Genomic DNA, 25,007 nt, shown 5'->3' with positions numbered 1-25,007 from the left:
CGGGAGGTTTCCATGACCGCACAACTACCCGAGCCCGATCTCAACTACATGCAACGGGTGCTGCTGGAGATGCTCGCCATCCCCAGCCCGACCGGCTTCACCGACACCATCGTGCGCTATGTCGCCGAGCGCCTGACCGAACTGGGTATCCCCTTCGAGCTGACCCGCCGCGGCACCATCCGCGCCACGCTCAAGGGTCGCCGTTACAGCCCGGACCGCGCGGTCGCCGCTCATTTGGACACCATCGGCGCCATCGTCCGCGAGATTCACGATACCGGCCGCCTGGGCCTGGCGCCGGTGGGTTGCTGGTCGAGCCGCTTCGCCGAGGGCAGCCGCGTCAGCGTTTTCACCGATACCGGGGTGATCCGCGGCAGCGTCTTGCCGCTGCTGGCCTCCGGGCACGCTTTCAACACCGCGGTGGACGAGGCTCCGGTCAGCTGGGACCACGTCGAACTGCGCCTGGACGCCTACACCTACAGCCGCAACGAGACCTGTGCCCTGGGGGTCAACGTTGGTGATTTCGTCGCCTTCGATCCCATGCCCGAGTTCACCGAGAGCGGCTATATCAGCGCTCGTCACCTGGACGACAAGGCCGGCGTCGCGGCTTTGCTGGCCGCGCTCAAGGCCATCGTGGAAAGCGGCCGCGAGCCGCCGATCGACGTGCACCCGCTGTTCACCATCACCGAGGAAACCGGCTCCGGTGCCGCCGGCGCCCTGCCCTGGGATGTCAGCGAGTTCGTCGGCATCGACATCGCCCCCGCCGCCAAGGGCCAGGCCTCCAGCGAGCATGCGGTCACCGTGGCGATGCAGGATTCCGGCGGCCCCTATGACTTCCACCTGTCGCGCCATCTGCTCAAGCTCGCAACCGAGCACGAGATACCGGTACGCCGCGACCTGTTCCGCTACTACCACAGCGATGCGCAATCGGCCGTGGAGGCCGGGCACGATATCCGTACCGCGTTGCTGGCCTTCGGCTGCGACGCCACCCATGGGTACGAGCGCACCCACATCGACAGCCTCGCGGCCATGAGCCGGCTGCTCTGCGGCTACATGCTCAGCCAGCCGGTATTCGCCAGCGATGCCCAGCACGCGAAGGACTCGCTGGAGCGCTTCAGCCATCAACTGGAGCACGATGCGCAGATGGAAAACGATACCCGCGTGCCACCGGTGGATACCCTGATCGGCCGCCATTCCAATCCGCAGGAGCGCAACAGCTGAAATCCGATTGCGTGACAAGCCGCCTGCTTTGCCGCAGGCGAGGCTTGCCGCTCGGCGCGTAACTCGGCAAAGTTGTCCGGACAAGGACGTGCGGCACTCTGAAGGCGCCATGTAGAGCCCGAAGGAATCGGTACCGTCACACCGCTCTACTAATCTGTGTCGCCCTGCCCAACGGGCGCACCTGCCGGATCGAAAAATGTTGCCGCGTTTATGCCTGGCTCTGCTGCTGTTTTGCCTGTCGCTTCAAGCCTGGGCATTCACGCCTGTGGTGCTCGACTCGATCGATACGCGCCAGTCCCTCGGCAATGGCACCTTCTACCTGGAAGACCGCACCGGCCGTCTGGACGTCGATGAGATCCTGGCACTACCGCCCGAGCGCTTTCGTGCCGTCGAGGGTGGCCACGTCAACGAAGGCAAGAACAGTTCGACCTAGTGGCTGCGCGCCGGTCTGTCCAACCGTCTCGCCGAGCCGCTGAGCGGCTTCATCGAGATCAACTACCCGCTGCTCGACCATATCGAGCTGTTCCTGCGATACCCCGATGGCAGTCTGAGCCAGCAGTTGACCGGAGACCTCCACCCGTTTGCCGAGCGCCCGGTGAAGGTCAGCAATTTCTGGTTTCCGGTGAACCTGCCGCCCGGCGAAACCACCCTGCTGCTGCGCATCAAGACCACCAGCACGCTATACGTGCCGCTGTACTTCAGCACCTACAATGCCAGCGCGTCCCAGCACGAGGAGCTGAACGGGCTCAGCGGCGCCTTCTACGGCGTGCTGTTCGCGATGTTCTGCTACAACCTGTTCCTCTTCGCCTCGCTGCGTGAGCCGGCCTATTTCTGGTATCTGATCTACACGGTCAATGTCGGGCTGTTCGCCCTGTCGTTCGACGGTTTTCTGGTCAAGTGGCTGGCCGACGATGGCGGCTGGGTCGCTCAGGGCATCTACGTGCTGATGTTCAGCCATTGCCTGATCGCCATCCAGTTCAGCCGGCACTTCCTGCATACCCGCGAACTGTTCCCGCGACTCGACCTGCTCCTGCGCTGCACCCTGCTGGCCGCGTTCGGCAGCATGATTTCCGGCCTCGTGCTGGACGTGCAGAGCTGGAGCATCCTGGCGAGCATCACGGTGATCATCGTGTCGGCCGGGCTGCTGCTGGCGGGCGCCTTTGTCTGGCGCCGAGGCGTGCGCTACGGCGTCTACTACACCCTGGCCTGGGGCGTGCTGCTGGCATCCTTCATATTGGTCACCGCCGGCTCCCTCGGCATCGAGCTGTTGGGGCTATACGGGGCGGCCGTGGTGAAAGCCAGCGTCGCCTTCGAGCTGATCACCCTGTCCATCGGACTTGCCGACCGCATCAACCTGCTCAAGGAAGAGGGCTACCGCTCCCGCGAGGCTGCCGAGCGGGCCGCCAGCGAGAACGAGGCCAAGAGCCGCTTCCTCGCCAAGATGAGCCATGAGATCCGTACTCCGCTCAACGGCGTGCTCGGCATGCTGCAACTGCTGCGCGAAACGCCGCTGGATCGCAGCCAGCAGTTCTACCTGGATACCATCTCCAGCTCCGGCAATTCGCTGATGGCAGTCATCAACGACATCCTCGACTATGCCCGCATCGGCTCCGGCAAGCTGAGCCTCGAAGACATCGACTTCGACCTGGAAATCCTCATCTCCGAGACCATTCGCCTGTTCACCGCCCAGGCGCTGGAAAAGCAGCTGAGCCTGCATGTCGGCCTGGAGCCCGGCGTCCCGCGACGCATCCGTGGCGATCCCACCCGCCTCAAGCAGATTCTGATGAACCTGCTGAGCAATGCGCTGAAGTTCACCGAACACGGCCATGTGCTGCTGGAAGTGTCCAGCCGGCAGACTCAGGACGGCTCGCGGCGCCTGGTGTTCTGTGTCAGCGACAGCGGCATCGGCATGCGCCAGGAGGTTCTGGCTCAGCTGTTCGAGTCCTTCTCCCAGGGCGACTCCAGCACCACGCGCCGCTATGGCGGCAGCGGGCTGGGCCTGGCCATCAGCAAAGAGCTGGTGGAAATGATGAACGGCCATATCGAGGTGCAGAGCGCACCGGGCCGTGGCAGCCGTTTCTGCTTCGAGATTCCTTTGCATGCCGCCAGCGACGTGGAAGACCCGCTGAACCAGCTGCTGGCGGGCCGGCCGGCGCTGCTCGCCTCGCAGGACGCCCAGGGGCTGGAGGCACTCAGTCATCTGCTGCGTCGCTGGGGCATGCGTACCGAGCGTTGTCACGACCCGGAGCGCCTGCCGGATTGCCTTGCCGACTTCACCGCCCCGCCATTGCTGGTACTGCTGGCGCCCTGGCCGGGCAGTCCGAGCCAGTGGCTGGAACGTCTGCGCCCGCATCTGGAGAGCAATCAGCGCGTGCTGATGCTCTATTCGCCGATTCACGAGCCGCCACCCGTCACGCCGGGGCTGCGTCTGGTCAGTCTGGCGCTGCCGCTGCAGAGCGCGCCGCTGCGCGAGGCATTGCAAATGCTCTACGCCCAGAAACCGGCAACCGCCGGCGAGCGCGGTTCACCCTCACCGGCGCAGCCGCAGGGCGAACCCTGCATTCTCGTCGCCGAAGACAATCCGGTGAACCAGATGGTGGTGCGCGGCCTGCTGAAGAAACGCGGCTACGCCGTGCAGCTCGCCGACAACGGCCGCCAGGCCGTGGATCTCTACCGCCGCGATCCGCACGCCGTTCAGCTGATCCTGATGGACTGCGAAATGCCCGAGCTGGACGGTTTCGAGGCCAGCCGCCAGATCCGTGAACTGGAAGCGGAACAGCAGCTGCAGGCCGTGCCCATCATCGCGGTGACCGCCCATGTGCTGGCCGAGCACCGCCAGCGTGGCCTCGACGCCGGGATGGACGAGTTCATCGGTAAGCCGCTGGAGAGCCGGCAGCTGTATGCTTGCCTGGACAGCTACCTGCAGGGCGGCGCGACCTAGCATCGCCCGTCCGTCTTATCGAAGAAGCCCCATGCTCATACCCCACGACCAGCTCGAACCGGACACCCTGACCCGCCTCATCGAGGATTTCGTCACTCGTGACGGCACCGACAATGGCGACGAAACGCCACTGGAAACCCGGGTCGCGCGGGTACGCCGCGCCTTGGACAAAGGCGAAGCCGTTATCGTCTTCGATGCGGACAGTCAGCAGTGCCAGCTCGCGCTCAAGCACGACGTGCCCAGGGAGTGGCTGGACTGAGCCGCACCGGGGTCAGCCGAACAACCCGCTTTCCCGCTCCCAGGCGCAGCGCATGCGCAGGTCGCTCTGCTGCGGGCTGTGGCTACCCGAGTCGGTTTCCCAGCGAAAGGTATGGGTGCCGTTGAGCTCGGTCTCCAGGTGCACCACGGCGCTGGTCCAGTACAGCTGTTTGAGCAGCGCCTCGAAACGCTGCACCCACAGCGCCCACTCGTACTCCACTGCGCGATAGCTGGCGCCGAAATGGATCACCTGGGTCTGGTACAAGCCCAGGTCCTCGTCACGGCAGAAGGAGAACATCTCGCGGCCGATGAACGGCCAGGCCTCACCCTGCGGCAACGCCTGCACGGCGGCGAGATTGTTCGCCCGGCGCTGGCGGCACTGCTCGAGGTCGGCGGATGGCCAATCGCGGATGCAGCCATAAACGATGGATTCAGACTCCAAGCAGAACTCCGGCGCGCTAGGTTGGGACGTGGACGGCGAGCTTTCTAGCACAGCACGGCGAGCCGGTCATCCGCGGCATGGCAAGCGGTGACGCAGGCCACAGCCAGACCGCTCAGCGATCGACATGTCGTGGCCGCAGCCGCATCGCCAGCAGTGACATGCACGCCGCCATGACGGTCAGCACCAGGAATGGCATGCGGTAGTCGCCCGCCAGATCACGGCCGAGTCCGGCCAGCACCGGTGTCAGGCAGGCCAGGCAGTAACCCGTGCAGAGCATCATCGCGGTGAGTCGGCTGACGGCCAGCGGCGTGCCGGCTTCGTACATCGGCGAAATCAGCGCCAGGGAAAAGGTGCCATTGAGCGCAACACCCAGCAGCATGCAGACCACCAGCGGCTGCCAGCCGGGTCGCAGCGCGATCAGCGCCAGGCACAGGGTCGCCAGCACTCCGCAGGTCGCCATGATGCGATGACGGTTGCCCAGGCGCTGCGCCAGCCAGGGCATGGCGAAGGCGCTCGGCAGGCCGATCAGCATGAAGCCACTGAAGAACGCATTGCTCTGCAGCAGGCTGTAGCCCACCTCGTGATAACGCGCCACCAGCCAAGTGGCCAGCGCGTAGAACAGCCCGGCCTGCAGCGCGAAGTAGATGCTCAACAGCCAGGCCCGCGGCTCCTTCCAGGGCAAGCCCGCACCGCTTTCACTGGCGGCCTCCGGCTGATTGGGCAGACGCAGCCAGATCAGCAGCGCCAACACCGCCGGCAGCGCCCAGATCGCCAGGCCAGCCGTCCACCGCTCGCCCAGCACCTGGGCCGCAGGCGCCGTCAGCACCACGCCAAGGGTCCCGCCCACCGCCATGCTCAGCGAGTACCAGGCGGCGACCTTGCCCATGCGTTCGAGGAAGTAGCGTTTGATGAAGCCGGACAGCAGCGGACCGGCAACGGCGATGCCGGCACCGACCAGGCCGGCAGTGACGATCAGCAGCACGGCATTGTGGCCGAATAGACGCAGCACCAGCGCCGCGGCGATCAGGCCAAGACACAGGGCGATGCTGCGCTCCAGACCGAAGCGCACCGCCAGCCGCGGTGCCAACGGCGCCAGCAGGCCCATCAGCAATACCGGCAAGGCTGTGGTCAGGCTGATCAGGCCACGGGACAGGGCAAGCTCTTCGGCGATGCGTTCGATAAGCGGGGCGAAGGACGTGATACCAGGACGCAGGTTGATCGCTGCCAGCACCAGGGCCAGCATCAACAGTCCGCGGGAAGGGAAATTCACAAGCGATCCATAGGGTTACGGCAAGAAACCGGACAGGCAACCCTACTCCCCAGCCTCCCCGGAGGCAACCGCACCGGCCGCTTGAAGGCAGCGGCCGGCCGGATTCAGACGGCCTTGCTCTTGGCCCGCTTCTTTTCGGCGAGCAGCGCCATCTCGTCATAGATCGCCTGAGGATTCTGCTGCTTGACCTTCCAGGCCATGCGCCCCTCCTCGTGCGGCAGGATCATGAACTCGCCCTTGGCGACCTGCTGGTGGATGTAGTCGGCGATGTCCGCCGCGGTGATCGGCGATGACTCCAGCAGCTTGCCGATCTGCGCCTTCACGTTCGGCGTCGGCCCGCGGAAGGAATCCAGCAGGTTGGTCTGGAAGAACGACGGACAGACCACGTGCACACCCACTTCGGCCTGGCGCAGCTCGACCATCAGGCTCTCGGAGAGCGCCACCACACCGGCCTTGGCCACGTTGTAGTTGCTCATGCCGGGCGCCTGCATCAGCGCCGCCATGGAGGCGATGTTGATGATCTTGCCCTTGCTCTTCTGAACCAGCGGCAGGAATGCCTTGCAGCCCTTGACCACCCCCATCAGGTTGATCGCGATCTGCCAATCCCAGTCTTCCAGCGACAGCTCGTCGAAGAAACCGCCCGATGCCACGCCGGCGTTGTTGACCACGACATCGATGCCGCCGAGCTTCTCTTCGCAGGCCTGGGCGAAGGCGATCAGCTGGCTGTAGTCACGTACGTCGCAGCGCATGGTGAAGCCATCGCCGCCCGCCTCGCGAACCATTTTCAGGGTTTCCGCCAGCCCGGCCTCATTGACGTCGGAAAGCGCCAGCTGCCAGCCGTCGCGCGCCCAGCGCAGGGCGATTTCCCGTCCGAGCCCGGAACCGGCGCCGGTGATCATCATGCGATTGTGCATTGTTGTGCTGCCTTTGTTGTTCGGGTAGTGGCAGCGAGTCTAGCGAATGCCCGGAGCCGTACCGGCATCCATCAGATTGATGAATGCCCCTCGCAAACCCTTGGCCAATGGGGCTGACCGCCCGGTTCCCGGCAGGCAATATGGCGGCAACATGGGCGCGGTGCACGCTGGTGATTTGCACGCCACCAATGAAAAAGGGCAGCCCGTGGGCTGCCCTTTCGCTTGCCGGCTGATCGCCTTAGTGAGCGACGGCGCCAGTTGCACCCAGACCGGTCTGCGAACGGACGAACTGGGCGAAGAAGCGCTCACGCTCCTCCCCTGCCCGCTTGGAGTTGTCGGTAACCGAGAAGAACCAGATACCGACGAAGGCGGCGACCATAGAGAACAGCGCCGGGTACTTGTAGGGGAAGATCGCCTCGGCATAGCCGAACACGTCGACCCACACGGTGGGGCTGATGATGGTCAGCACCAGCGCGGTGATCAGGCCCAGCGCGCCGCCGAACAGCGCACCGCGCGTGCTCAGCCCCTTCCAGTACATGGAAAGGAACAGCACGGGGAAGTTGCAGCTGGCGGCGATGGAGAACGCCAGGCCGACCATGAAGGCGATGTTCTGCTTCTCGAAGATGATGCCAAGCAGAATCGCCACCACGCCCAGGGTCAGGGTGGTCAGCTTGGTCACACGCATCTCGTCCTCTTCCCGCGCCTTGCCCTGCTTGATCACGCAGGCATAGAGGTCATGGGAAACCGCCGAGGCACCGGCCAGGGTCAGGCCGGCCACTACCGCGAGGATGGTGGCGAAGGCGACCGCGGAGATGAAACCGAGGAACAGATTGCCGCCCACGGCGCTGGCCAGGTGGATGGCGACCATGTTGGTGCCGCCGACGATGGCACCGGTCACGTCCTTGAAGTCCGGGTTGGTGCTGACCAGCAGGATCGCGCCGAAGCCGATGATGAAGGTCAGGATGTAGAAGTAGCCGATGAAGCCGGTGGCGTAGAACACGCTCTTGCGCGCTTCCTTGGCGTCGGACACGGTGAAGAAGCGCATCAGGATGTGCGGCAGGCCGGCGGTACCGAACATCAGTGCCAGGCCCAGGGAAATCGCCGAGATCGGGTCGGAAACCAGACCGCCCGGGCTCATGATCTGCGCGCCTTTCTCGTGGATCTTCACCGCTTCGGCGAACAGGCTGCCGAAATCGAAGCCGACGGTCTTCATCACCATGATGGCCATGAAGCTGGCGCCCGACAGCAGCAGGACCGCCTTGATGATCTGCACCCAGGTGGTCGCCAGCATGCCGCCGAACAGCACGTACATGACCATCAGCACACCGACCAGCACCACAGCCACGTAGTAGTCCAGGCCGAACAGCAGCTGGATCAGCTTGCCGGCACCGACCATCTGCGCGATCAGGTAGAAGGCCACCACGATCAGCGAGCCGAATGCCGAGAGCAGACGGATCTGCGTCTGGCCGAGGCGATAGGACGCCACGTCGGAGAAGGTGAACTTGCCCAGGTTGCGCAGGCGCTCAGCCATCAGGAACAGGATGATCGGCCAACCGACGAGGAAACCAATGGAGTAGATCAGGCCGTCGTAACCGCTGGTGTAGACCAGCGCGGAAATGCCGAGGAAGGACGCCGCCGACATGAAGTCGCCGGCAATCGCCAGACCATTCTGGAAGCCGGTGATGCTGCCGCCGGCGGTGTAGTAGTCAGCGGTCGAGGTGTTGCGCTTGGCCGCCCACTTGGTGATGCCCATGGTGAACACGATGAACACCACGAACATGATGATGGCGGTGTAGTTGGTGGCCTGCTTCTGGACTTCGCCGGTAATGGCATCGGCGAGCAGCGCGGGCGAGACTGCCAACAGCAGGGCAGTCATCAGGAAACGCAGGATCATTATTTCTGTGCCTCGTTGAGGATTTCCTGGTTGATGCGATCGAACTCACCGTTGGCACGCTGCACATAGACACCGGTCAGGATGAACGCCATGAAGATCACTCCGATGCCAACCGGAATGCCCCAGGTGGTCACGGTATTGGCGGACAGCGGAATGCCGAGGATCTTCGGCTCGAAGGCGATCAACAGGATGAACGCCAGGTAGGCGCCGAGCATGACGGCCGACAGCAGCCAGGCGAAACGCCCGCGCTTGGCCACCAGCTCCTGGAAACGCGGATTGGCATAAATCTGCCGGTAAACATTTTCATTGTGCATTGGAATCTGTCTCCACGGTCGCTGCCCCCTGATGGAGGCAGGGCGGCCACTTTAGGCCCGGCCGAAGCGAACACCACCCGACTTTGGTCTGAATGCGTCTTGCGAAAAGGCCCGACATAGAGCCCTCGAGCCGCATGAATCGGCGCTTCGCAACAATTCCAAACACAAATAGTGTGGCGCTATGTCGCACATGCAGAACGTTGATTTCAGACATTGCTCGACCTCGACCAGACTCTCCTTGTCGCGAGAACGATTCTCGACTGCACAAGGAGACAGGCCATGCTCAAGACCGTGACGTTCACCCTGATGCACTTCTGCATCGCCTTTTCGGTGACCTACGCGCTGACCGGCAGCATCGCCATCGGTGGACTGGTCGCCGCCATCGAGCCGCTGTGCAATTCGGTAGGTTTCTACTTCCACGAGAAGGTCTGGCAGCGATTCGAACGCAGTAGACGCAGCGCAGCGATTCCTAAGCATGCCTGGCTGCATCATCAGGCGTGACGACCGCGGCAGACGAGCCACTTAGCCCGGCGGTTCGCCAGCGACCGTCGGTCGTCGACATTTTCCATCCCCGCGCAGGGATCGAATTCCCCGCGCCGCTGCCATAGAGATGTTGGCTTGCACTGCGCTGCCAATGCAGTTCTGATGGGACAGGCGGCACGAGACATCCGTTGCCGCCTCGCTACAGGCCGCGATGGCCTGTCAACGGAGATACACCATGCAGCTGTTGTTGCGCCTGACCGCCCTGCTCGCCCTTATCGTTACGCCGCTGCACGCGGCTGATCTCAGCATCGAGGAGTATGGCTACCCCCTGGCCAATCCTTTCGAAGCGACCATCGCCGGCACGCCGAGCGCATTGCGCGCCGAGGTACCCAGTGACGACGCCATCGACCAGGCTGACTACAGCCTGCGTCTGCGGCCGGAGCGCGAATTCACCCTGCCGGACAACTTCTGGCCGGTCAAACAGCTGCGCTATCGCCTGGCACGCCAGCGCGGGCCGGCGCCGCTGATCTTCATCATTTCCGGCACCGGTGCGCATTACTCGGCGGGCAAGACCGAGGCACTCAAGCGGCTGTTCTACGGCGCCGGCTACCACGTGGTGCAGCTGTCTTCGCCTACCAGCTACGACTTCATGTCCGCTGCCTCGCGCTATGCCACACCGGGCATCAGTGCCGACGATGCCAAGGATCTCTATCGGGTCATGCAGGCCATTCGCGCCAGGCACCACAAGCTGCCTGTCACCGAGTTCCACCTCACCGGCTACAGCCTCGGCGCGCTGAACGCCGCGTTCGTCAGCCAGCTGGACGAAACCCGCGGCAGCTTCAACTTCAAGCGCGTGCTGCTGCTCAACCCGCCGGTAAACCTCTACACCTCGGTCGGTAACCTGGACAAGCTGGTGCAAACCCGCGTCGAAGGCATCGACGACCACACCACCTTCTATGAAGTGGTGCTGGAAAAACTGACCCGCTACTACCAGCAGCGCGGCTACATCGACCTCGACGAGGCGATGCTCTACGACTTCCAGCAGTCGACGCTGAAGCTCAGCGATGAGCAGATGGCCATGCTGATCGGCTCGGTGTTCCGTTTTTCCGCGGCCGACATCAATTTCACCTCGGACCTGATCAACCGGCGCGGGCTGATCGTGCCGCAGGATTATCCGATCAACGAGGGCACGCGTCTGGAGCCATTCTTCAAGCGCGCCCTGCTCTGCGATTTCGACTGCTACATCACCGAGCAGCTGATTCCCATGTGGCGGGCGCAGTACGACGGCGGCAGCCTGCCGCAGCTGATCCAGCAGGTCAGCCTTTACGCCCTTGAGGATTATCTGCGCCAGAGCCCGAAGATCGCGGTCATGCACAATGCAGACGACCTGATCCTCGGTGCCGGTGATATCGGCTTCCTGCGCCGCACCTTCGGCGACCGTCTGACGCTGTACCCGCGCGGCGGCCACTGCGGCAATCTCACCTACCGCGTCAACGCCCAACACATGCTGGAGTTCTTCCGTGGCTAAAGGAATGCTGTTGCCGCTGCTGCTGCTCAGTGGTCTGGCCTTCGCCGACACACCGGCGGTCGACGAGGATGGTTTCACCCATCCGTTACGCAACCTGGAGTTCAATCCGGGGCTGGACCAACGTGAGTTCGAGCGCGCTACCTTTCAGGCGCTGGACGTCTACGACCCGTTCGAATCGGTCAACCGGCGCATCTACCACTTCAACTACCGGCTCGATCAATGGGTGATGCTGCCGGTGGTGCGAGGCTATCGCTATGTCACGCCGCAACCGGTGCGCACCGGCGTGAGCAACTTCTTCGCCAACCTCGGGGAGATTCCGACGCTGTTCAACAGCGTCGCGCAGCTCAAGGGACAGCGTGCGGCGAATGCCACCGCCCGCTTTCTGTTCAACAGCATTCTGGGCGTCGGCGGACTCTGGGACCCGGCCACGCGCATGGGTCTGGTGCGCCAGAGCGAGGACTTCGGCCAGACACTCGGGTATTGGGGCGTTCCCCAGGGGCCATACCTGATCATTCCGGCTCTCGGCCCCTCCAACCTGCGCGATGCCACCGGCCGCGTCACCGATTTCGCCGTCGAGCGACAGGTCGATTTCCTCCAGTACGCCGAGACCACCGGTGGCGAGTTGAGCCTGACCGCGTTGCGCGCCATCAACGCCCGCCACGTCACCAGCTTCCGTTACGGCCAGCTCAACTCGCCGTTCGAGTACGAGAAGGTGCGCTATGTGTATAGCCGTGCGCGGGATCTGATGGTGGAGGAATGATCCAACTAATTGATTGGTTATAGCGATAATGCGCAACCGTTAATCGAAGCCGTACGTTTACGCTGGAGACATTCCAGACCGAGAGGCATTCGATATGTCCCAGCGTGAAATCCTTTCCATCACCACCGGCCGCCCGACTTCCGATGGCGCCGGCGTCAGTCTTACGCGCGTATTTGGCGGCGCCGCGCCGGAGCGCTTCGATCCGTTCCTGATGCTCGACGAGTTCGGCTCCAACGATCCCGACGAGTACATCGCCGGCTTTCCACCACATCCGCACCGCGGCTTCGAAACCATCACCTACATGCTCGAGGGGCGCATGCGTCACGAGGATCACATGGGCAATGTCGGGCGGCTGGAAAGTGGCGGCGTCCAGTGGATGACCGCAGCGCGCGGTGTGATCCACAGCGAGATGCCGGAGCAGGAGCAAGGCCTCATGCGCGGCTTCCAGCTGTGGCTGAACCTGCCCGCCCACGCCAAGCTCGGCGAGCCGGGCTACCGTGACTTCGCACCGGCGGAAATTCCACAGCTGACGCTGCCAGGCGGGGTCCAGGCAAAAGTCATCGCCGGCACGCTGAAGGTCGACGGCATCGAGCAGCCGGGCGTCGTGCAGCGTCCGGATACCGAGCCGCAGCTTTTCGATCTGCATCTGCCGGCCGGTAGCGGCATCAGCCCGCAGGTGCCGGAAGGCCATCGGCTGCTGCTTTATGTCTACGAGGGTGCGCTGCGCCTTGGCGAACACACGCTGGGCAAAGGCCAGCTGGTGCGCCTGTCCGAACATGGTGAGGTGCGGTTGCACAGCGAGTCGGGAACCCGCCTGCTGCTGTTGGCCGGGCGCCCCCTGGGCGAGCCCATCGTGCAGTACGGCCCCTTCGTAATGAACAGCCGGGAGGAGATCGAGCAGGCGCTGCGGGATTTCCGCGATGGAACGCTGGCCTGATTCGGCTGGGTCGACTGGATGGCCGGAACCACCGGGACGCCGCCCGGGATGTAGCCGGCCGTCACCCACGGGGTGGCGTTAGCGCACCACACGCCCGCCACGCTACACGGGCAGGAAAGCGCATTACACCGGCTTGCGCTTCTTCTTTTTCTTGTACAGCCCCGGCTCGCCGTCCGGCCGGGTCTTGAAGCGCCGGTGCGCCCAGAGATACTGCTCAGGCAGGGCGCTGACGGCCTCCTCGACCCACTGATTGATCCGCAGACAATCAGCCTCCTCGCTCTCGCCAGGGAAATCCTCCAGCGGCGGATGGATCACCAGCCGATAACCCGAACCATCCGCCATGCGCTCCTGCGTGAACGGTACGACCTTGGCCCTGCCTAGCCGAGCGAACTTGGTGGTGGCGGTCACCGTGGCGGCCTGGATACCGAACAGCGGTACGAACAGACTCTGCTTGCGGCCATAGTCCTGATCCGGCGCGTACCAGATGGCGCGGCCGGCACGCAGCACCTTGAGCATGGCCCGCACGTCTTCCCGCTCGATGGCAGTGGCGTCGCGGTTGTGCCGCTCGCGTCCGCGGCGCTGTACATAGTCGAACAGCGGATTCTTGTGCTCGCGGTACATGCCATCGATGGTGTGGCGCTGACCGAGCAATGCGGCGCCGATTTCCAGCGTGGTGAAATGCAGCGCCATCAGGATCACCCCCTGCCCGGCCGCCTGGGCCTGCTGCAGATGCTCCAGTCCCTCGATCTTTGCCAGCCGCTGCAGGCGCGCCTGCGGCCACCACCAGCTCATCGCCATTTCGAAGAAAGCAATGCCGGTGGACGCGAAGTTCTCGCGCAACAGACGTTCACGCTGCGACTGGCTGAGTTCGGGAAAGCACAGCTCCAGGTTGCGTCGCGCGATGTAGCGCCGGGAACCGGCGAATCGGAACATCAACGCGCCGAGCCCACGGCCCAGTTGCAGCAAGAGCGGATACGGCAACTGCACCAGCAGCCAGAGCAGGCCAAGCCCCAGCCACAGCGGCCAGAAGCGCGGATGCAGGAAGTACGCACGAAACTGAGGACGGTCCATGAATAGCTCGACAACCGATGAAGCGACGCATTCTAGCGGCAAAAGGCGTGGTTGACCGAGCCTCGGCGCACCAGCGATCGCCCGCGACACACGCGGCGGGTTGCAGGCAGCGGCACACCTCGTTATAAGTCCTCGCCATTTACCGCAGCAGGCAGACCATGAGCCAAGCCGACCTCCCCGACCAGTCCCCAGCCTTCCAGCTCAAGGGCAGCATGCTCGCCATCACCGTGCTGGAGCTGGCCAGCAACGACATCGAACGTCTCGACGAACAGCTCGCGGCCAAGGTCGAACAAGCCCCGGACTTCTTCAACAATACGCCGCTGGTCCTGGCGCTGGACAAGTTGCCCGAGGCGGCGCGGGAAATCGACATCAAGGCATTGGTCGCACTCTGCCGCAAGCATCGGTTGCGCACCCTGGCCCTGCGCGCCAGCGAGCCGGCGCATATCGAAGCAGCGGCGGTGCTGGATCTACCGGTGCTGCCGCCTTCGGGGGCTCGCGAGCGCCAGGTCGACCTGGCATCGAAGGCTCCGGCCAAGCCTGCCGAACCGGTCTACCGCCCGACCCGCGTGGTCACCACGCCCATCCGCGGCGGCCAGCAGATCTACGCACAGGGCGGCGACCTCATTGTGCTGGCGCCGGTAAGCCCCGGTGCGGAACTTCTCGCCGATGGCAACATCCATGTCTACGGTCCGCTTCGCGGTCGCGCCCTGGCTGGCATCAAGGGCGATACTTCGGCGCGGATCTTCTGCCAGCAGCTCGCAGCGGAAATGGTCTCCATCGCCGGCCAATACAAGGTCGCCGAGGACCTGCGACGCGATCCTCTCTGGGCTGAAGCGGTACGCATCAGCCTCTCCGGCGACGTGTTGAACATCACCCGCCTTTAACGGATACTGCCGCGAATTTTCAAGGACCAAACGGGCAATCCTGACGCCAAAACCGGGCGGAAGGTCCCGATTTTTCAATTTTTAGGGTGAATCACCTTGGCCAAGATCATCGTAGTCACTTCCGGCAAAGGTGGCGTTGGTAAAACCACCACCAGCGCCGCCATCGGTACCGGCCTCGCTCTGCGCGGCCACAAGACTGTCATCGTCGACTTCGACGTCGGTCTGCGGAACCTCGACTTGATCATGGGCTGCGAACGCCGGGTGGTTTACGACTTCGTCAACGTCATCAATGGCGATGCCACCCTGACCCAGTCCCTGATCAAGGACAAGCGTCTGGAGAACCTCTACGTGCTGGCTGCCAGCCAGACGCGCGACAAGGACGCCCTCACCCAGGAAGGCGTCGGCAAGGTGATCGACGAGCTGGGCAAGAACTTCGAATACGTCATCTGCGACTCCCCGGCGGGCATAGAGAAAGGCGCTCATCTGGCCATGTACTTCGCCGACGAAGCCATCGTCGTGACCAACCCGGAAGTCTCCTCGGTACGCGACTCCGACCGCATGCTCGGCCTGCTGGCCAGCAAGTCGCGTCGCGCCGAAAACGGCGAAGAGCCGATCAAGGAACACCTGCTGCTGACCCGCTACAACCCTGAGCGCGTCACCAAGGGCGAAATGCTCGGCGTCGAAGACGTCGAGGAAATTCTCTCCATCCGCCTGCTGGGCGTGATCCCCGAGTCGCAGGCTGTGCTCAAGGCGTCCAACCAGGGCATCCCGGTGATCCTCGATGACCAGAGCGACGCCGGTCAGGCCTACAGCGACGCGGTGGACCGCCTGCTGGGCAAGGAAGTGGCGCACCGCTTCCTCGACGTCAAGAAGCCTGGCTTCCTGCAACGACTTTTCGGAGGCCGCGAATGAACCTCTTCGACTTCTTCCGTGAACGCAAGAAGAAGGAAACACCGGCCGCCATTGCCAAGGAACGCCTGCAGATCATCGTCGCCCACGAACGCGGCCAGCGCACCGAGCCGGACTACCTGCCGGCATTGCAGAAGGAGCTGGTCGAGGTGATCCGCAAGTACGTCAACATCGACAGCGATCAGGTTCAGGTCGCCCTCGAGGATCAGGGCAGCTGCTCGATTCTCGAACTGAACATCACCCTGCCGGATCGCTGAGCGGCACGGCGTACAGAAGCGGCGGCCCACGGGTCGCCGTCTTCGTTTGTGGGAAGAACAATGCCTCTTAGCAACATCCAGATCATTCACCAGGACGCCGCCCTGCTGGTGATCAACAAGCCGACCCTGCTGCTCTCCGTGCCAGGACGGGCTGAAGACAATCGTGACTGTCTGGTGACCCGCCTGCAGGACAACGGCTACCCCGAAGCCCGCATCGTGCACCGCCTGGACTGGGAGACCTCTGGGCTCATCGTGCTCGCCCGCGACGCCGATACGCACCGCGAGCTGTCCCGTCAGTTTCATGACCGCGAAACGGAAAAGGCCTATACCGCGCTGTGCTGGGGCCAGCCGGAGCAGGACAGTGGCAGCATCGACCTGCCGCTGCGTTACGACCCGCCGACCAAGCCACGGCATGTGGTCGATCACGAACTGGGCAAGCATGCGCTGACCTTCTGGCGCGTACTCGAGCGCTGCAGCGACTACAGCCGCGTCGAACTGACCCCCATCACCGGGCGCTCTCACCAGCTGCGGGTGCACATGCTGTCGATCGGTCACCCGTTGCTCGGCGACCGGCTTTACGCGCATGAACAGGCGCTGCATGCGCATGAGCGGCTGTGCCTGCACGCCAGTATGCTTACCCTGACTCATCCGCAGACAGGCGAGCGCCTGCGCTTCGAGTGTCCCGCGCCATTCTGATGGAGCGATTTCTTCAGGCGACCCGCGGCGCCCCCGAACATCCCAGCCTGCGCAAGGCGCTCAACCTCTGGAAAGCGCCTCCCGGAACCGCGCTTGACCTGGGCTGCGGCGCAGGTCGCGACAGCCTGGCGCTGCTGCGCGATGGCTGGAGCGTGGTCGCACTCGATCAGTCCAGCCCCGCGCTCGATGCGCTGCGGGCACAGGTGGACACCGGTGTGCATAAGCTCACCACGCTCTGCGAGCCATTCGAGAGTGGTGCTCCCCTTCCCACCGTCGAGCTGGTTAATGCCAGTTTCGCTTTACCGTTCTGCAAACCGGAGGCATTCACGAGTCTCTGGACGCGCATCATGGAGTGCCTGTGCAGGGGTGGCCTGTTCAGCGGTCACTTTTTCGGGCTTCGTGACAGCTGGGCGGGGCGCAACCTCACCTGTCACCGTTATGAGCAGCTTCTGGAGTTGTTCGAAGACTGGGAGCTGCTGGAGCTCAACGAGATCGAGTTCGACGGCAAGACGGCGACCGGCCAAGACAAGCACTGGCATCTGTTCGAGGCCATCGCTCGGCGCAGGTGAGGCCGTGGGAATGCAGCCATGCCATGCGATGGGATAGACTTCGTGACCTTGCAGTCCGGAGTCCGAAATGCGCAAAGCTCTCAACCAAGGCCTGATCGAGTACCTGCAGGCATCGCCCACCCCGTTCCATGCCACCCAGAATCTCGCCCAGGCACTGCAGGCGGCCGGCTACCGTGCGCTGGATGAGCGCGAGGTCTGGCACACCGAACCTGGTGGACGCTACTACGTCACCCGTAACGATTCGGCCATCGTGGCGTTTCAGCTGGGCAGCAAATCGCTGGTCGAGCACGGCCTGCGTCCGGTCGGAGCCCACACCGACAGCCCCTGTCTGCGTGTGAAGCCACAGCCGGAACTGCAGCGCCAGGGTTTCTGGCAAGTAGGAGTCGAAGTCTACGGCGGCGCCCTGCTGGCCCCCTGGTTCGACCGCGATCTGTCCCTGGCCGGACGGGTGACCTACAGCCGGGATGGTCGCATCGAGAGCCAGCTGATCGATTTCAAGCTGCCGATCGCAACGATCCCCAACCTAGCGATTCACCTCAACCGGGAAGCCAATCAGGGTTGGGCGATCAACGCGCAGAACGAACTACCGCCGATCCTCGCGCAGATTGCCAGCCAGGAAAGCCCGGACTTCCGTGCACTGCTCGCCGATCAGCTCGGCCGTGAGCATGGGCTGGTCGCCGATGTGGTGCTGGATTTCGAACTGAGTTTCTACGACACCCAGAGCGCCGCGGTCATCGGCCTGCATGGGGATTTCATCGCGGGGGCACGGCTGGACAACCTGCTGTCGTGCTTTGCCGGCTTGCAGGCCCTGCTCGCGGCCGAGCGCGAACATACCTGCGTGCTGGTCTGCACCGACCACGAGGAAGTCGGCTCTACCTCCATGTGCGGCGCGGATGGCCCGTTCCTGGAGCAGGTACTGCGTCGCCTGCTGCCTGACGAAGACGACTTCCAGCGTGCGGTCAGCCATTCGCTGCTGATCTCAGCGGACAACGCCCACGCCGTTCACCCGAACTATGCGGACAAGCACGACGGCAACCACGGTCCGAAGCTCAACGCCGGCCCGGTGATCAAGGTGAACAACAACCAGCGCTATGCCACCAGCAGCGAAACCGCCGGCTTCTTCCGCCATCTCTGTCTGGAAAACGAGGTGCCGGTGCAGAGCTTCGTCACTCGTAGCGACATGGGCTGTGGCTCGACGATCGGCCCGATCACCGCTAGCCAGCTGGGCGTGCGCACCGTCGACATCGGCCTGCCGACCTTCGCCATGCATTCGATTCGCGAGCTGGCCGGCAGCCAGGACCTGGCCCATCTGGTCAAGGTGCTGACCGCTTTCTACGCGAGCAACCAGCTGCCCTGAGCTGTCCCGGCCGGCCCGCGATCGCCGCGAGCCTGCCGGAGGCGCGTCAGGACAGCGAGCTGTCGATCACCAGGGCCAGCTTGCCGGACACGGTATTGCTGGCCAGAGCCTCGAACGCGGCCTCGACATCGCCGATGGCGAAGGTGCGCTCCAGCCGCGGCGACAGCTTGCCCTGGGTGAACAGCGGCCAGACCTTCTCTTCCATCTCCGCCAGCAGGCCGGCCTTGTAGTCGGCGTCGCGGCTGCGCAGGGTGGAGCCGATCAACTGGATACGCTTGGCCAGCAGCCCCGCCAGGTCCATCTCGGCCTTGCGGCCGCCCATCAGGCCGATCATCACCCAGCGCCCGTCCATCGCCAGCAGCTGCAGATTGAGCGCGGCGTACTTGGCGCCGACCGGATCGAGGATCATGTCGAACGGCCCGAAGTCACGCAGCGCTTCCAGCGAGTCGCCACGCAGCACACCACCCTGTGCGCCTAGTGACTCGCAATAAGCCAGACGCTCGGCCGAGCCGACGCTGACCCAGCAGGGATTGCCGAACGCCTTGCACAGCTGGATGGCCGCCGAGCCGACACCGCTGGCACCGGCATGCAGCAGCACCCTGTCGCCGGCCAGCAACGCGCCGAGGCGGTAGAGATTGAGCCAGGCAGTGGCGTATACCTCGGGTATCGCAGCCGCTTCGTGCAGCGACATGCCTTCCGGCACCGGCAGCACGTGGCGGGCATCGACCACCACTTCCTCGGCCATGCCGCCTCCGGCCAGCAAGGTGCAGACGCGGTCGCCCACCTTCCAGCGGCTGCGTCCGTTCACCTCGGCGATCACGCCGGCACACTCCAGGCCAAGGATGTCGGTCACGCCTGCGGGCGGCGGGTAATGGCCGGCGCGCTGCAGCAGATCCGCCCGGTTCAGCCCAGCGGCCGCCACCTGGATGCGGACCTCCCCTTCGCCACATGCGGGAGCGGGCCGCTCTGCCCACTCCAGATGACCCTCGATACCTTGCAATGCCTTCATGCTGCCTCCATAGTGGTTCCTATCTATGCCCACCCGACCGATCACTCGCTGGCCTTCTTTTGACCACCTGTACCATCGGGCTCGTGCTTTCCACCGCCGGACGGAAAACCGAACCGGCGCTTACTGTAGATGGCCTAATATGCGTTATTCCCTTGCATCTCGTCGCCCCCACGCCATGAAACGTACGTTGACCTGCACCGTTCTCGCCGTTCTCTTCGGCCTTCAAGCATCCCTGGCGATGGCCAAAGCGGTCAGCACGCCGGAGAACTGGGACTACCTGCAACCCGATCGTGATCAGGTGATCGCCAGCCTCAACGTCGTCGAGCTGCTCAAGCGCCATCACTACAACAAGCCGCCGCTGAACGATGCCCGTTCGGCGAAGATCTTCGACAGCTATATCAAGATGCTCGACCCTGCGCGCAGCTACTTCCTGGCATCCGACATCGAAGAATTCGGCAAGTGGCGCAACCAGTTCGATGACTTCCTCAAAGGCGGCAACCTCGAACCCGGCTTCGCCATCTACAAGCGGCACCTCGAGCGGCTGCAGAACCGCCTCAACTTTGCTCTGGGCCTGCTCGGCAAGGGCGTCGAGAGCTTCGATTTCACCGTCGATGAAGAGCTGCTGGTCGACCGCGAGAAAGCCGCCTGGGCCAAGGACATGGCCGAGCTCGACGACCTCTGGCGCAAGCGCGTCAAGGACGAGGTCCTGCGCCTGAAGATTGCAGGCAAGGAGCCCAAGGCCATCGAGGAGCTGCTGACCAAACGCTACAAGAACCAGCTGGCGCGCCTCAACCAGACTCGCGGCGAAGACGTGTTCCAGACCTACATCAATGCGTTCGCCCAGTCCTACGATCCGCACACCCAGTACCTCTCGCCGGACAATGCCGAGAACTTCGACATCAACATGAGCCTGTCGCTGGAAGGTATCGGCGCGGTGCTGCAGAGCGACAACGAGCACGTCAAGATCGTACGCCTGGTGCCGGCCGGCCCGGCAGAAAAGAGCAAGCAGCTGGCACCGGCTGACAAGATCATCGGCGTTGGCCAGGCCAACGACGAAATGGTCGACGTGATCGGCTGGCGCCTGGATGAGGTGGTCAAGCTCATCCGCGGTCCAAAGGGCTCGGTGGTCCGCCTCGAAGTCATCCCGGCGAGCAATGCACCGAACGACCAGAGCAGCAAGGTGGTGGCCATCACCCGTGAGGCGGTCAAGCTCGAGGAGCAGGCCGCCAAGAAGTCGGTGCTGAACCTCGCGCATCAGGGCCAGAACTTCAAGCTCGGCGTGATCGAGATTCCGGCGTTCTACCTCGACTTCAAGGCCCTGCGTGCCGGCGACCAGAACTACAAGAGCACCACCCGCGACGTGAAGAAGCTGCTATCCGAACTGGAAGCGGAAAAGGTCGACGGCGTAGTCATCGACTTGCGCAACAACGGCGGCGGCTCGCTGCAGGAAGCCACCGAACTCACCGGCCTGTTCATCGACCAGGGCCCGACGGTGCTGGTGCGCAACAGCGACGGCCGTGTCGACGTGCTGGCCGACGAGCAGACCGGCGCATTCTACAAAGGCCCGCTGGCGGTGCTAGTGAACAGGCTGTCGGCCTCCGCCTCGGAAATCTTCGCCGGCGCCATGCAGGACTATCATCGCGCGCTCATCCTTGGCGGCCAGACCTTTGGCAAGGGTACCGTGCAAACCATCCAGCCCCTCAACCATGGCGAGCTGAAGCTGACCCTTGCCAAGTTCTACCGCGTTTCCGGGCAGAGCACGCAGCACCAGGGCGTGATTCCGGACATCGCTTACCCGGCCGATGTCGACACCAAGGAGATTGGCGAAAGCGCCCTACCCGAAGCGCTGCCGTGGGACAGCATCCGCGCTGCGATCAATCCCGACATGAACCCCTTCAAACCCTTCCTGGCCGAACTCAAGGCTCGCCATGAGGCGCGCACCGGCGAGAACCCGGACTTCGTCTTCACCCGCGACCGCCTGGCGCTCGCCCAGGAGCTGATGCACGAAACCACCGTCAGTCTCAACGAAAAGAAACGCCGTGCTCAGCAGGCGGATATCGAGAAGCGTCAGCTAGCGCTGGAGAACGCGCTGCGGCTGGCGAAGGGTGAACAGCCGCTGGCCAAGCTGGAGAAGGACGACGAAACCACGCCGCATCAGGAGGTGGACAAACCGAAACCAGAGGACGATGCCTACCTGTCCGAAAGCGGTCGCATCCTGCTGGACTATCTCGGCCTCAGCTCGGCAATGGCCAAGCACTGAAGGGCGCGCAACCCGCGATGTCATCAAACTGACATCACGGTGACGTGAAATGAAGGGGCCGCAATGCGGCCCCTTTTCTTTCAGCCCAGAGTCCTCCCATGACAGTCACCGAGCAGTTGAGCACGCTGGGACAGATCCTTGCTCACGGCGACATCACCACCCTGTTCCAACCCATCGTGTCGCTCTCCGAGCGACGAATACTCGGTTACGAAGCGCTCAGTCGCGGACCGTCCAACAGCCCCCTGCACTCGCCGATCAACCTGCTTACCACGGCCCGTCATGCCGGCCGCCTCAACGAGCTGGAAATGACCTGTCGCGAAACGGCGTGCCGGCGATACAGTCAGGGCGCGCTACGCGGCAAACTATTCCTCAACGCCTCGCCAGAGACCCTGCTCGATGCCACGCACAAGCCCGGGCGGACGCTCGAGCTGCTCCAGGCCTATGGCATCTCCGCCGATGAGGTCGTCATCGAACTTACCGAACAGGCCCCGGCAGATGACCTCGAGCTGCTCGACAAAGCGCTTCACCATTACCGCTCGATGGGTTTCAGCATCGCCCTGGATGATCTCGGCGCCGGCTATTCGAGCCTGCGTCTGTGGTCGGAGCTGCGTCCCGACTATGTGAAGATCGACCGCTACTTCATAGACGGCATCCATCTCGACCCGGTGAAGCGCGAGTTCGTCGAATCGATCCTGAAGATCGCCCGCGCTTCACGAGCCCAGGTTATCGCCGAAGGCATCGAACTGCAGGAGGAGCTGGTCGTGCTCGCCAGCATGGGCATCGACCTGGTTCAGGGCTACCTGCTCGGACGTCCGATGGAGCTGCCGCCTCAGAATATCGACGAAGTGCTGCCCCAGTCGGAAGTGCAGACGGCCTTCGGCGAGGAAACCGGCAACCTCAGCGCCCTGCTCATCCAGCAACCGGCCATGTCGGCCGATCGCCCGGTTGCGGAGATGCTGGAAGCGTTTCGCCTGCAGCCCAACCTGAACTCGATTGCGGTTCTCGATACCGATGCCAGACCCGTTGGCGTCATCCACCGCAATCTCATCTCGGAGGCGCTGCTCAAGCCGTACGCGACCGACCTGCTGGCGCGCAAACCCCTGAGCCGCCTGATGAGCACGGACTTCCTTGCCGTTGAGCTCGACCAGTCACTGCAGCAGGTAAGCCGACTGCTGACCAGCCGAGCCCGCCAGCGCATCGAAGAGGATTTTGTCATCACCCAGGCCGGGCGCTATCACGGCCTCGGCCGGGTCATCGATGTGCTGAGGCTGATAACCGAACTGAAGATCCAGCAGGCGCGGCATGCCAACCCGCTCACCTTGTTACCTGGCAACGTGCCTATCCAGCAATGCCTGACTCGCCTGCTGCTGCAACGGCGCCAGGCGCTGGTCTGCTATGTGGATATCGACAACTTCAAACCCTTCAACGACCTCTACGGCTATGCCAAGGGTGACGAGGTCCTGCTGTGCCTGGCGCAATGCCTGAACGAACGGGTCGATCCGCGGGTGGACTTTGTCGGCCATATAGGTGGCGATGACTTCATGCTGGTTCTGGGTGGACAGGACGGTCTGCAGCGGATCGATCAGCTGCAACATGAGTTTCTACGCCGCAGCAGAACCTTCTACCAACGCGAGCACCTGGAATCGGGAGGTTTCGTCTCTGCCAACCGAGACGGGCGCGAGCAGCGCTTTGCCCTCCTGTCGCTGTCGATTGGGATCGTCGATGTACGACCGGAACACACCGAACGGCTGGATGCTGGAAGGCTTGCCGCACTGGCGTCGGAAGCCAAACGGCAAGCCAAGCAGACGTTCGGCCCGAGCGTGCATGTCCTGGATGCGGACAGTACGTCGAAGGATGCTCACAATCCGAGCTGTGCTGCCTTCTCCTTGTAGCGGTCGGCCTGACGAGTATCGGCAGCCAGACCATGCCCCCCGGCCCGATAGAGCTGCTCGAGGCGAACCGCCGCCAGCGGGTGCCCCGCTTCGGCGGCCTGAGCCCACCATCGCGCCGCTTCGCTGCCATCAGGGCCGTGGGAGGCATCCTCGCTCAGGCTGATGACACCCATCTGGTACGCGGCCTTCACATCACCGGTGGTTGCCGCGAGCCGCAGCAGGCGAACCCCTTCACGCTTGGCGCCATGACCAAGGCCACGAAAATAGAGGATATGCCCGTAGAAACACTGGGCCTCGACATCGCCTTGTGCCGCCATGCGCGCGAACTGCCCCTCCATCCAGCGCCAGAGTTTCGGTTGCTGGACCGCACGATGCGACTTCATCAGTTTGCGCGCTGTGAAGTACCCGAGCCTGGCACGCAGCCTTCCCAACATCAGACATCCTCCGGATAGTCGAATTCGAACACCCGAGCCACCTCGCCGGCATGCCACGATGCGGCTGCGGCGCCATCGACCGGACCGGAGAACCGTCCGAGCCGGGCGGCGCATTCGAAGAAACCGGTTCGCGGCAGACGGCTGGCGCCCTGGCTGATGACCAGCGCACTACGCAATGGGCGCTCCGAGCGGGCGTCCAGAGCGGCCAGGTATTCCAGTGCCGCGGTCAGGGTTTGCATCGCCGGCGTGGGCAGCTGAAGGCGCTCGATTAGCGCTCGGTAGGTCACCAGGTGCCGCTGCCGCCGCGCATCATCCAGTTCGCCGAGCAATGCCTGCCAGTGCTGGCGGCTGATGGATACCGAGGTCAAGCGTCGCCCTCCCAGCCATCGATCTCCAATGCGCGGGCCAGTGCCCGGCGAATGGCCGCATCGGGAACCCGCTCGCCCGCCTCGATCAGTGCGAGATAGGCGGGACTGATCCCGACCGAGCGCGCCAGCGTGTCCTGGCTGAGTCCCTTGCCCTCACGAAGCGAAGACAATTCGGTAAGCGCCGATAGCCGCTGCGTGTCCGGGCTGGAAACCGTAGCCGAGGAAGATGGTGCGCCTACGGCGGCAAGCAGAGCCTGGTACTCGTCCCATGGCAGTACGGCGTATTCCGGCGAGCCGTCACGCATGATGACCTGTACGTTCATCCGTCTATTTCCCCTGGCT

At 63.7% G+C, this 25,007-nt stretch carries 24 protein-coding genes and 1 pseudogene; 15 read left to right on the top strand and 10 right to left on the bottom strand.

Annotation, left to right across the window (positions count from 1 at the left end; genetic code table 11):
• The first annotated feature begins 12 nt into the window (after nt 1-12).
• From PSTAB_RS06830 to PSTAB_RS06820, 3 genes and pseudogenes are all read left to right on the top strand, one after another.
• Entirely contained in the window at nt 13-1,218 is a 1,206-nt protein-coding gene (locus tag PSTAB_RS06830) for an osmoprotectant NAGGN system M42 family peptidase (protein ID WP_011912610.1), read from the top strand.
• Between the two features lie 196 nt (nt 1,219-1,414).
• Nucleotides 1,415-4,159 (top strand): annotated as a pseudogene (locus PSTAB_RS06825) (hybrid sensor histidine kinase/response regulator).
• Between the two features lie 31 nt (nt 4,160-4,190).
• The gene (locus PSTAB_RS06820) at nt 4,191-4,418 is read left to right on the top strand and encodes a YheU family protein (RefSeq protein ID WP_013982263.1); all 228 of its coding nucleotides are present in this window, start codon (nt 4,191-4,193) and stop codon (nt 4,416-4,418) included.
• 12 nt (nt 4,419-4,430) lie between these two features.
• Here PSTAB_RS06820 and PSTAB_RS06815 read toward each other — a convergent pair whose 3' ends face one another.
• From PSTAB_RS06815 to PSTAB_RS06795, 5 genes are all read right to left on the bottom strand, one after another.
• Nucleotides 4,431-4,859: a hypothetical protein gene (locus tag PSTAB_RS06815; RefSeq protein WP_013982262.1), complete on the bottom strand. Its 429-nt coding sequence runs from the start codon at nt 4,857-4,859 to the stop codon at nt 4,431-4,433.
• A 112-nt stretch (nt 4,860-4,971) separates the two neighbouring features.
• Nucleotides 4,972-6,102 (bottom strand): MFS transporter, encoded by a 1,131-nt coding sequence (locus PSTAB_RS06810; protein WP_013982261.1) that lies wholly within the window; start codon nt 6,100-6,102, stop codon nt 4,972-4,974.
• A 131-nt stretch (nt 6,103-6,233) separates the two neighbouring features.
• Nucleotides 6,234-7,043 (bottom strand): SDR family oxidoreductase, encoded by an 810-nt coding sequence (locus PSTAB_RS06805; protein ID WP_013982260.1) that lies wholly within the window; start codon nt 7,041-7,043, stop codon nt 6,234-6,236.
• Nucleotides 7,044-7,281: 238 nt separating this feature from the next.
• Complete coding sequence (locus PSTAB_RS06800) at nt 7,282-8,937, bottom strand: cation acetate symporter (RefSeq protein ID WP_013982259.1); 1,656 nt, start codon at nt 8,935-8,937, stop codon at nt 7,282-7,284.
• Nucleotides 8,937-9,251 (bottom strand): DUF485 domain-containing protein, encoded by a 315-nt coding sequence (locus tag PSTAB_RS06795; protein ID WP_013982258.1) that lies wholly within the window; start codon nt 9,249-9,251, stop codon nt 8,937-8,939. Before PSTAB_RS06795 ends, PSTAB_RS06800 begins: the two co-directional genes overlap by 1 nt.
• Nucleotides 9,252-9,530: 279 nt before the next feature.
• Here PSTAB_RS06795 and PSTAB_RS06790 point away from each other — a divergent pair, with 279 nt between their 5' ends.
• The 4 genes from PSTAB_RS06790 to PSTAB_RS06775 all read left to right on the top strand — a co-directional run bounded on the left by PSTAB_RS06790 (nt 9,531) and on the right by PSTAB_RS06775 (nt 12,959).
• Complete coding sequence (locus PSTAB_RS06790) at nt 9,531-9,752, top strand: DUF2061 domain-containing protein (RefSeq protein WP_013982257.1); 222 nt, start codon at nt 9,531-9,533, stop codon at nt 9,750-9,752.
• A 217-nt stretch (nt 9,753-9,969) separates the two neighbouring features.
• Nucleotides 9,970-11,262, top strand: coding sequence for an alpha/beta fold hydrolase family protein (locus PSTAB_RS06785; RefSeq protein WP_013982256.1), 1,293 nt, complete (start codon nt 9,970-9,972; stop codon nt 11,260-11,262).
• A gap of 4 nt (nt 11,263-11,266) precedes the next feature.
• On the top strand, nt 11,267-12,022 hold the full coding sequence (locus tag PSTAB_RS06780) for an MlaA family lipoprotein (protein WP_013982255.1): 756 nt from the start codon (nt 11,267-11,269) through the stop codon (nt 12,020-12,022).
• Between the two features lie 94 nt (nt 12,023-12,116).
• The gene (locus PSTAB_RS06775; protein ID WP_013982254.1) at nt 12,117-12,959 is read left to right on the top strand and encodes a pirin family protein; all 843 of its coding nucleotides are present in this window, start codon (nt 12,117-12,119) and stop codon (nt 12,957-12,959) included.
• Nucleotides 12,960-13,082: 123 nt separating this feature from the next.
• On the opposite strand, the gene PSTAB_RS06770 is transcribed toward PSTAB_RS06775, so the two are convergent.
• Complete coding sequence (locus tag PSTAB_RS06770; RefSeq protein WP_013982253.1) at nt 13,083-14,030, bottom strand: lipid A biosynthesis lauroyl acyltransferase; 948 nt, start codon at nt 14,028-14,030, stop codon at nt 13,083-13,085.
• A 158-nt stretch (nt 14,031-14,188) separates the two neighbouring features.
• On the opposite strand from PSTAB_RS06770, the gene minC reads away from it, so the two are divergent.
• The 6 genes from minC (at nt 14,189) to PSTAB_RS06740 (ending at nt 18,702) form a co-directional block, all read left to right on the top strand.
• Nucleotides 14,189-14,914 carry a septum site-determining protein MinC gene (minC, locus tag PSTAB_RS06765; RefSeq protein WP_013982252.1) on the top strand — a complete coding sequence of 242 codons (726 nt, stop codon included), beginning with the start codon at nt 14,189-14,191 and terminating at the stop codon, nt 14,912-14,914.
• Between the two features lie 96 nt (nt 14,915-15,010).
• Nucleotides 15,011-15,826: a septum site-determining protein MinD gene (minD, locus tag PSTAB_RS06760; protein ID WP_013982251.1), complete on the top strand. Its 816-nt coding sequence runs from the start codon at nt 15,011-15,013 to the stop codon at nt 15,824-15,826.
• A complete protein-coding gene (gene minE / locus PSTAB_RS06755; protein WP_003301267.1) occupies nt 15,823-16,080 on the top strand; it encodes a cell division topological specificity factor MinE in 258 nt (85 codons plus the stop codon). The genes minD and minE overlap by 4 nt, the downstream gene beginning before the upstream one ends.
• A 60-nt stretch (nt 16,081-16,140) precedes the next feature.
• Nucleotides 16,141-16,776 carry an RluA family pseudouridine synthase gene (locus PSTAB_RS06750; RefSeq protein ID WP_013982250.1) on the top strand — a complete coding sequence of 212 codons (636 nt, stop codon included), beginning with the start codon at nt 16,141-16,143 and terminating at the stop codon, nt 16,774-16,776.
• A complete protein-coding gene (locus PSTAB_RS06745) occupies nt 16,776-17,345 on the top strand; it encodes a class I SAM-dependent methyltransferase (protein WP_041771681.1) in 570 nt (189 codons plus the stop codon). Before PSTAB_RS06750 ends, PSTAB_RS06745 begins: the two co-directional genes overlap by 1 nt.
• A 67-nt stretch (nt 17,346-17,412) precedes the next feature.
• Complete coding sequence (locus tag PSTAB_RS06740) at nt 17,413-18,702, top strand: M18 family aminopeptidase (RefSeq protein ID WP_013982248.1); 1,290 nt, start codon at nt 17,413-17,415, stop codon at nt 18,700-18,702.
• A gap of 46 nt (nt 18,703-18,748) precedes the next feature.
• On the opposite strand, the gene PSTAB_RS06735 is transcribed toward PSTAB_RS06740, so the two are convergent.
• Nucleotides 18,749-19,711, bottom strand: coding sequence for an NAD(P)H-quinone oxidoreductase (locus tag PSTAB_RS06735; protein WP_013982247.1), 963 nt, complete (start codon nt 19,709-19,711; stop codon nt 18,749-18,751).
• Nucleotides 19,712-19,886: 175 nt separating this feature from the next.
• On the opposite strand from PSTAB_RS06735, the gene PSTAB_RS06730 reads away from it, so the two are divergent.
• Entirely contained in the window at nt 19,887-21,971 is a 2,085-nt protein-coding gene (locus PSTAB_RS06730) for a carboxy terminal-processing peptidase (RefSeq protein ID WP_041771679.1), read from the top strand.
• Between the two features lie 98 nt (nt 21,972-22,069).
• Entirely contained in the window at nt 22,070-23,863 is a 1,794-nt protein-coding gene (locus PSTAB_RS06725; protein ID WP_013982244.1) for a bifunctional diguanylate cyclase/phosphodiesterase, read from the top strand.
• On the opposite strand, the gene PSTAB_RS06720 is transcribed toward PSTAB_RS06725, so the two are convergent.
• Genes PSTAB_RS06720 through PSTAB_RS06710 form a run of 3 tightly spaced genes read right to left on the bottom strand, consistent with a single transcriptional unit; the run spans nt 23,830 to nt 24,988 of the window.
• Nucleotides 23,830-24,297: a tetratricopeptide repeat protein gene (locus PSTAB_RS06720; protein WP_013982243.1), complete on the bottom strand. Its 468-nt coding sequence runs from the start codon at nt 24,295-24,297 to the stop codon at nt 23,830-23,832. The two genes, PSTAB_RS06725 and PSTAB_RS06720, sit on opposite strands and share 34 nt — an antisense overlap.
• Nucleotides 24,297-24,665: a hypothetical protein gene (locus PSTAB_RS06715; protein ID WP_013982242.1), complete on the bottom strand. Its 369-nt coding sequence runs from the start codon at nt 24,663-24,665 to the stop codon at nt 24,297-24,299. Before PSTAB_RS06715 ends, PSTAB_RS06720 begins: the two co-directional genes overlap by 1 nt.
• The gene (locus PSTAB_RS06710; protein ID WP_013982241.1) at nt 24,662-24,988 is read right to left on the bottom strand and encodes a helix-turn-helix transcriptional regulator; all 327 of its coding nucleotides are present in this window, start codon (nt 24,986-24,988) and stop codon (nt 24,662-24,664) included. The genes PSTAB_RS06715 and PSTAB_RS06710 overlap by 4 nt, the downstream gene beginning before the upstream one ends.
• Between the last annotated feature and the right edge of the window lie 19 nt (nt 24,989-25,007).

Source organism: Stutzerimonas stutzeri, from assembly GCF_000219605.1.
Lineage (GTDB): Bacteria > Pseudomonadota > Gammaproteobacteria > Pseudomonadales > Pseudomonadaceae > Stutzerimonas > Stutzerimonas stutzeri.
This window is presented reverse-complemented; position numbering and strand designations above follow the sequence as displayed.

What these genes read in the sequence shown, in the direction of transcription:
- PSTAB_RS06710 (WP_013982241.1), bottom strand. Translation starts at nt 24,988, where the DNA reads ATGAACGTACAGGTCATCATGCGTGACGGCTCGCCGGAATACGCCGTA.
- PSTAB_RS06810 (WP_013982261.1), bottom strand. Translation starts at nt 6,102, where the DNA reads ATGCTGGCCCTGGTGCTGGCAGCGATCAACCTGCGTCCTGGTATCACG.
- PSTAB_RS06780 (WP_013982255.1), top strand. Translation starts at nt 11,267, where the DNA reads ATGCTGTTGCCGCTGCTGCTGCTCAGTGGTCTGGCCTTCGCCGACACA.
- PSTAB_RS06830 (WP_011912610.1), top strand. Translation starts at nt 13, where the DNA reads ATGACCGCACAACTACCCGAGCCCGATCTCAACTACATGCAACGGGTG.
- PSTAB_RS06785 (WP_013982256.1), top strand. Translation starts at nt 9,970, where the DNA reads ATGCAGCTGTTGTTGCGCCTGACCGCCCTGCTCGCCCTTATCGTTACG.
- minC (WP_013982252.1), top strand. Translation starts at nt 14,189, where the DNA reads ATGAGCCAAGCCGACCTCCCCGACCAGTCCCCAGCCTTCCAGCTCAAG.
- PSTAB_RS06800 (WP_013982259.1), bottom strand. Translation starts at nt 8,937, where the DNA reads ATGATCCTGCGTTTCCTGATGACTGCCCTGCTGTTGGCAGTCTCGCCC.
- PSTAB_RS06795 (WP_013982258.1), bottom strand. Translation starts at nt 9,251, where the DNA reads ATGCACAATGAAAATGTTTACCGGCAGATTTATGCCAATCCGCGTTTC.
- PSTAB_RS06770 (WP_013982253.1), bottom strand. Translation starts at nt 14,030, where the DNA reads ATGGACCGTCCTCAGTTTCGTGCGTACTTCCTGCATCCGCGCTTCTGG.
- PSTAB_RS06725 (WP_013982244.1), top strand. Translation starts at nt 22,070, where the DNA reads ATGACAGTCACCGAGCAGTTGAGCACGCTGGGACAGATCCTTGCTCAC.
- PSTAB_RS06790 (WP_013982257.1), top strand. Translation starts at nt 9,531, where the DNA reads ATGCTCAAGACCGTGACGTTCACCCTGATGCACTTCTGCATCGCCTTT.
- PSTAB_RS06805 (WP_013982260.1), bottom strand. Translation starts at nt 7,043, where the DNA reads ATGCACAATCGCATGATGATCACCGGCGCCGGTTCCGGGCTCGGACGG.
- PSTAB_RS06730 (WP_041771679.1), top strand. Translation starts at nt 19,887, where the DNA reads ATGAAACGTACGTTGACCTGCACCGTTCTCGCCGTTCTCTTCGGCCTT.
- PSTAB_RS06750 (WP_013982250.1), top strand. Translation starts at nt 16,141, where the DNA reads ATGCCTCTTAGCAACATCCAGATCATTCACCAGGACGCCGCCCTGCTG.
- minE (WP_003301267.1), top strand. Translation starts at nt 15,823, where the DNA reads ATGAACCTCTTCGACTTCTTCCGTGAACGCAAGAAGAAGGAAACACCG.
- PSTAB_RS06775 (WP_013982254.1), top strand. Translation starts at nt 12,117, where the DNA reads ATGTCCCAGCGTGAAATCCTTTCCATCACCACCGGCCGCCCGACTTCC.
- PSTAB_RS06720 (WP_013982243.1), bottom strand. Translation starts at nt 24,297, where the DNA reads ATGTTGGGAAGGCTGCGTGCCAGGCTCGGGTACTTCACAGCGCGCAAA.
- PSTAB_RS06740 (WP_013982248.1), top strand. Translation starts at nt 17,413, where the DNA reads ATGCGCAAAGCTCTCAACCAAGGCCTGATCGAGTACCTGCAGGCATCG.
- PSTAB_RS06745 (WP_041771681.1), top strand. Translation starts at nt 16,776, where the DNA reads ATGGAGCGATTTCTTCAGGCGACCCGCGGCGCCCCCGAACATCCCAGC.
- PSTAB_RS06735 (WP_013982247.1), bottom strand. Translation starts at nt 19,711, where the DNA reads ATGAAGGCATTGCAAGGTATCGAGGGTCATCTGGAGTGGGCAGAGCGG.
- PSTAB_RS06820 (WP_013982263.1), top strand. Translation starts at nt 4,191, where the DNA reads ATGCTCATACCCCACGACCAGCTCGAACCGGACACCCTGACCCGCCTC.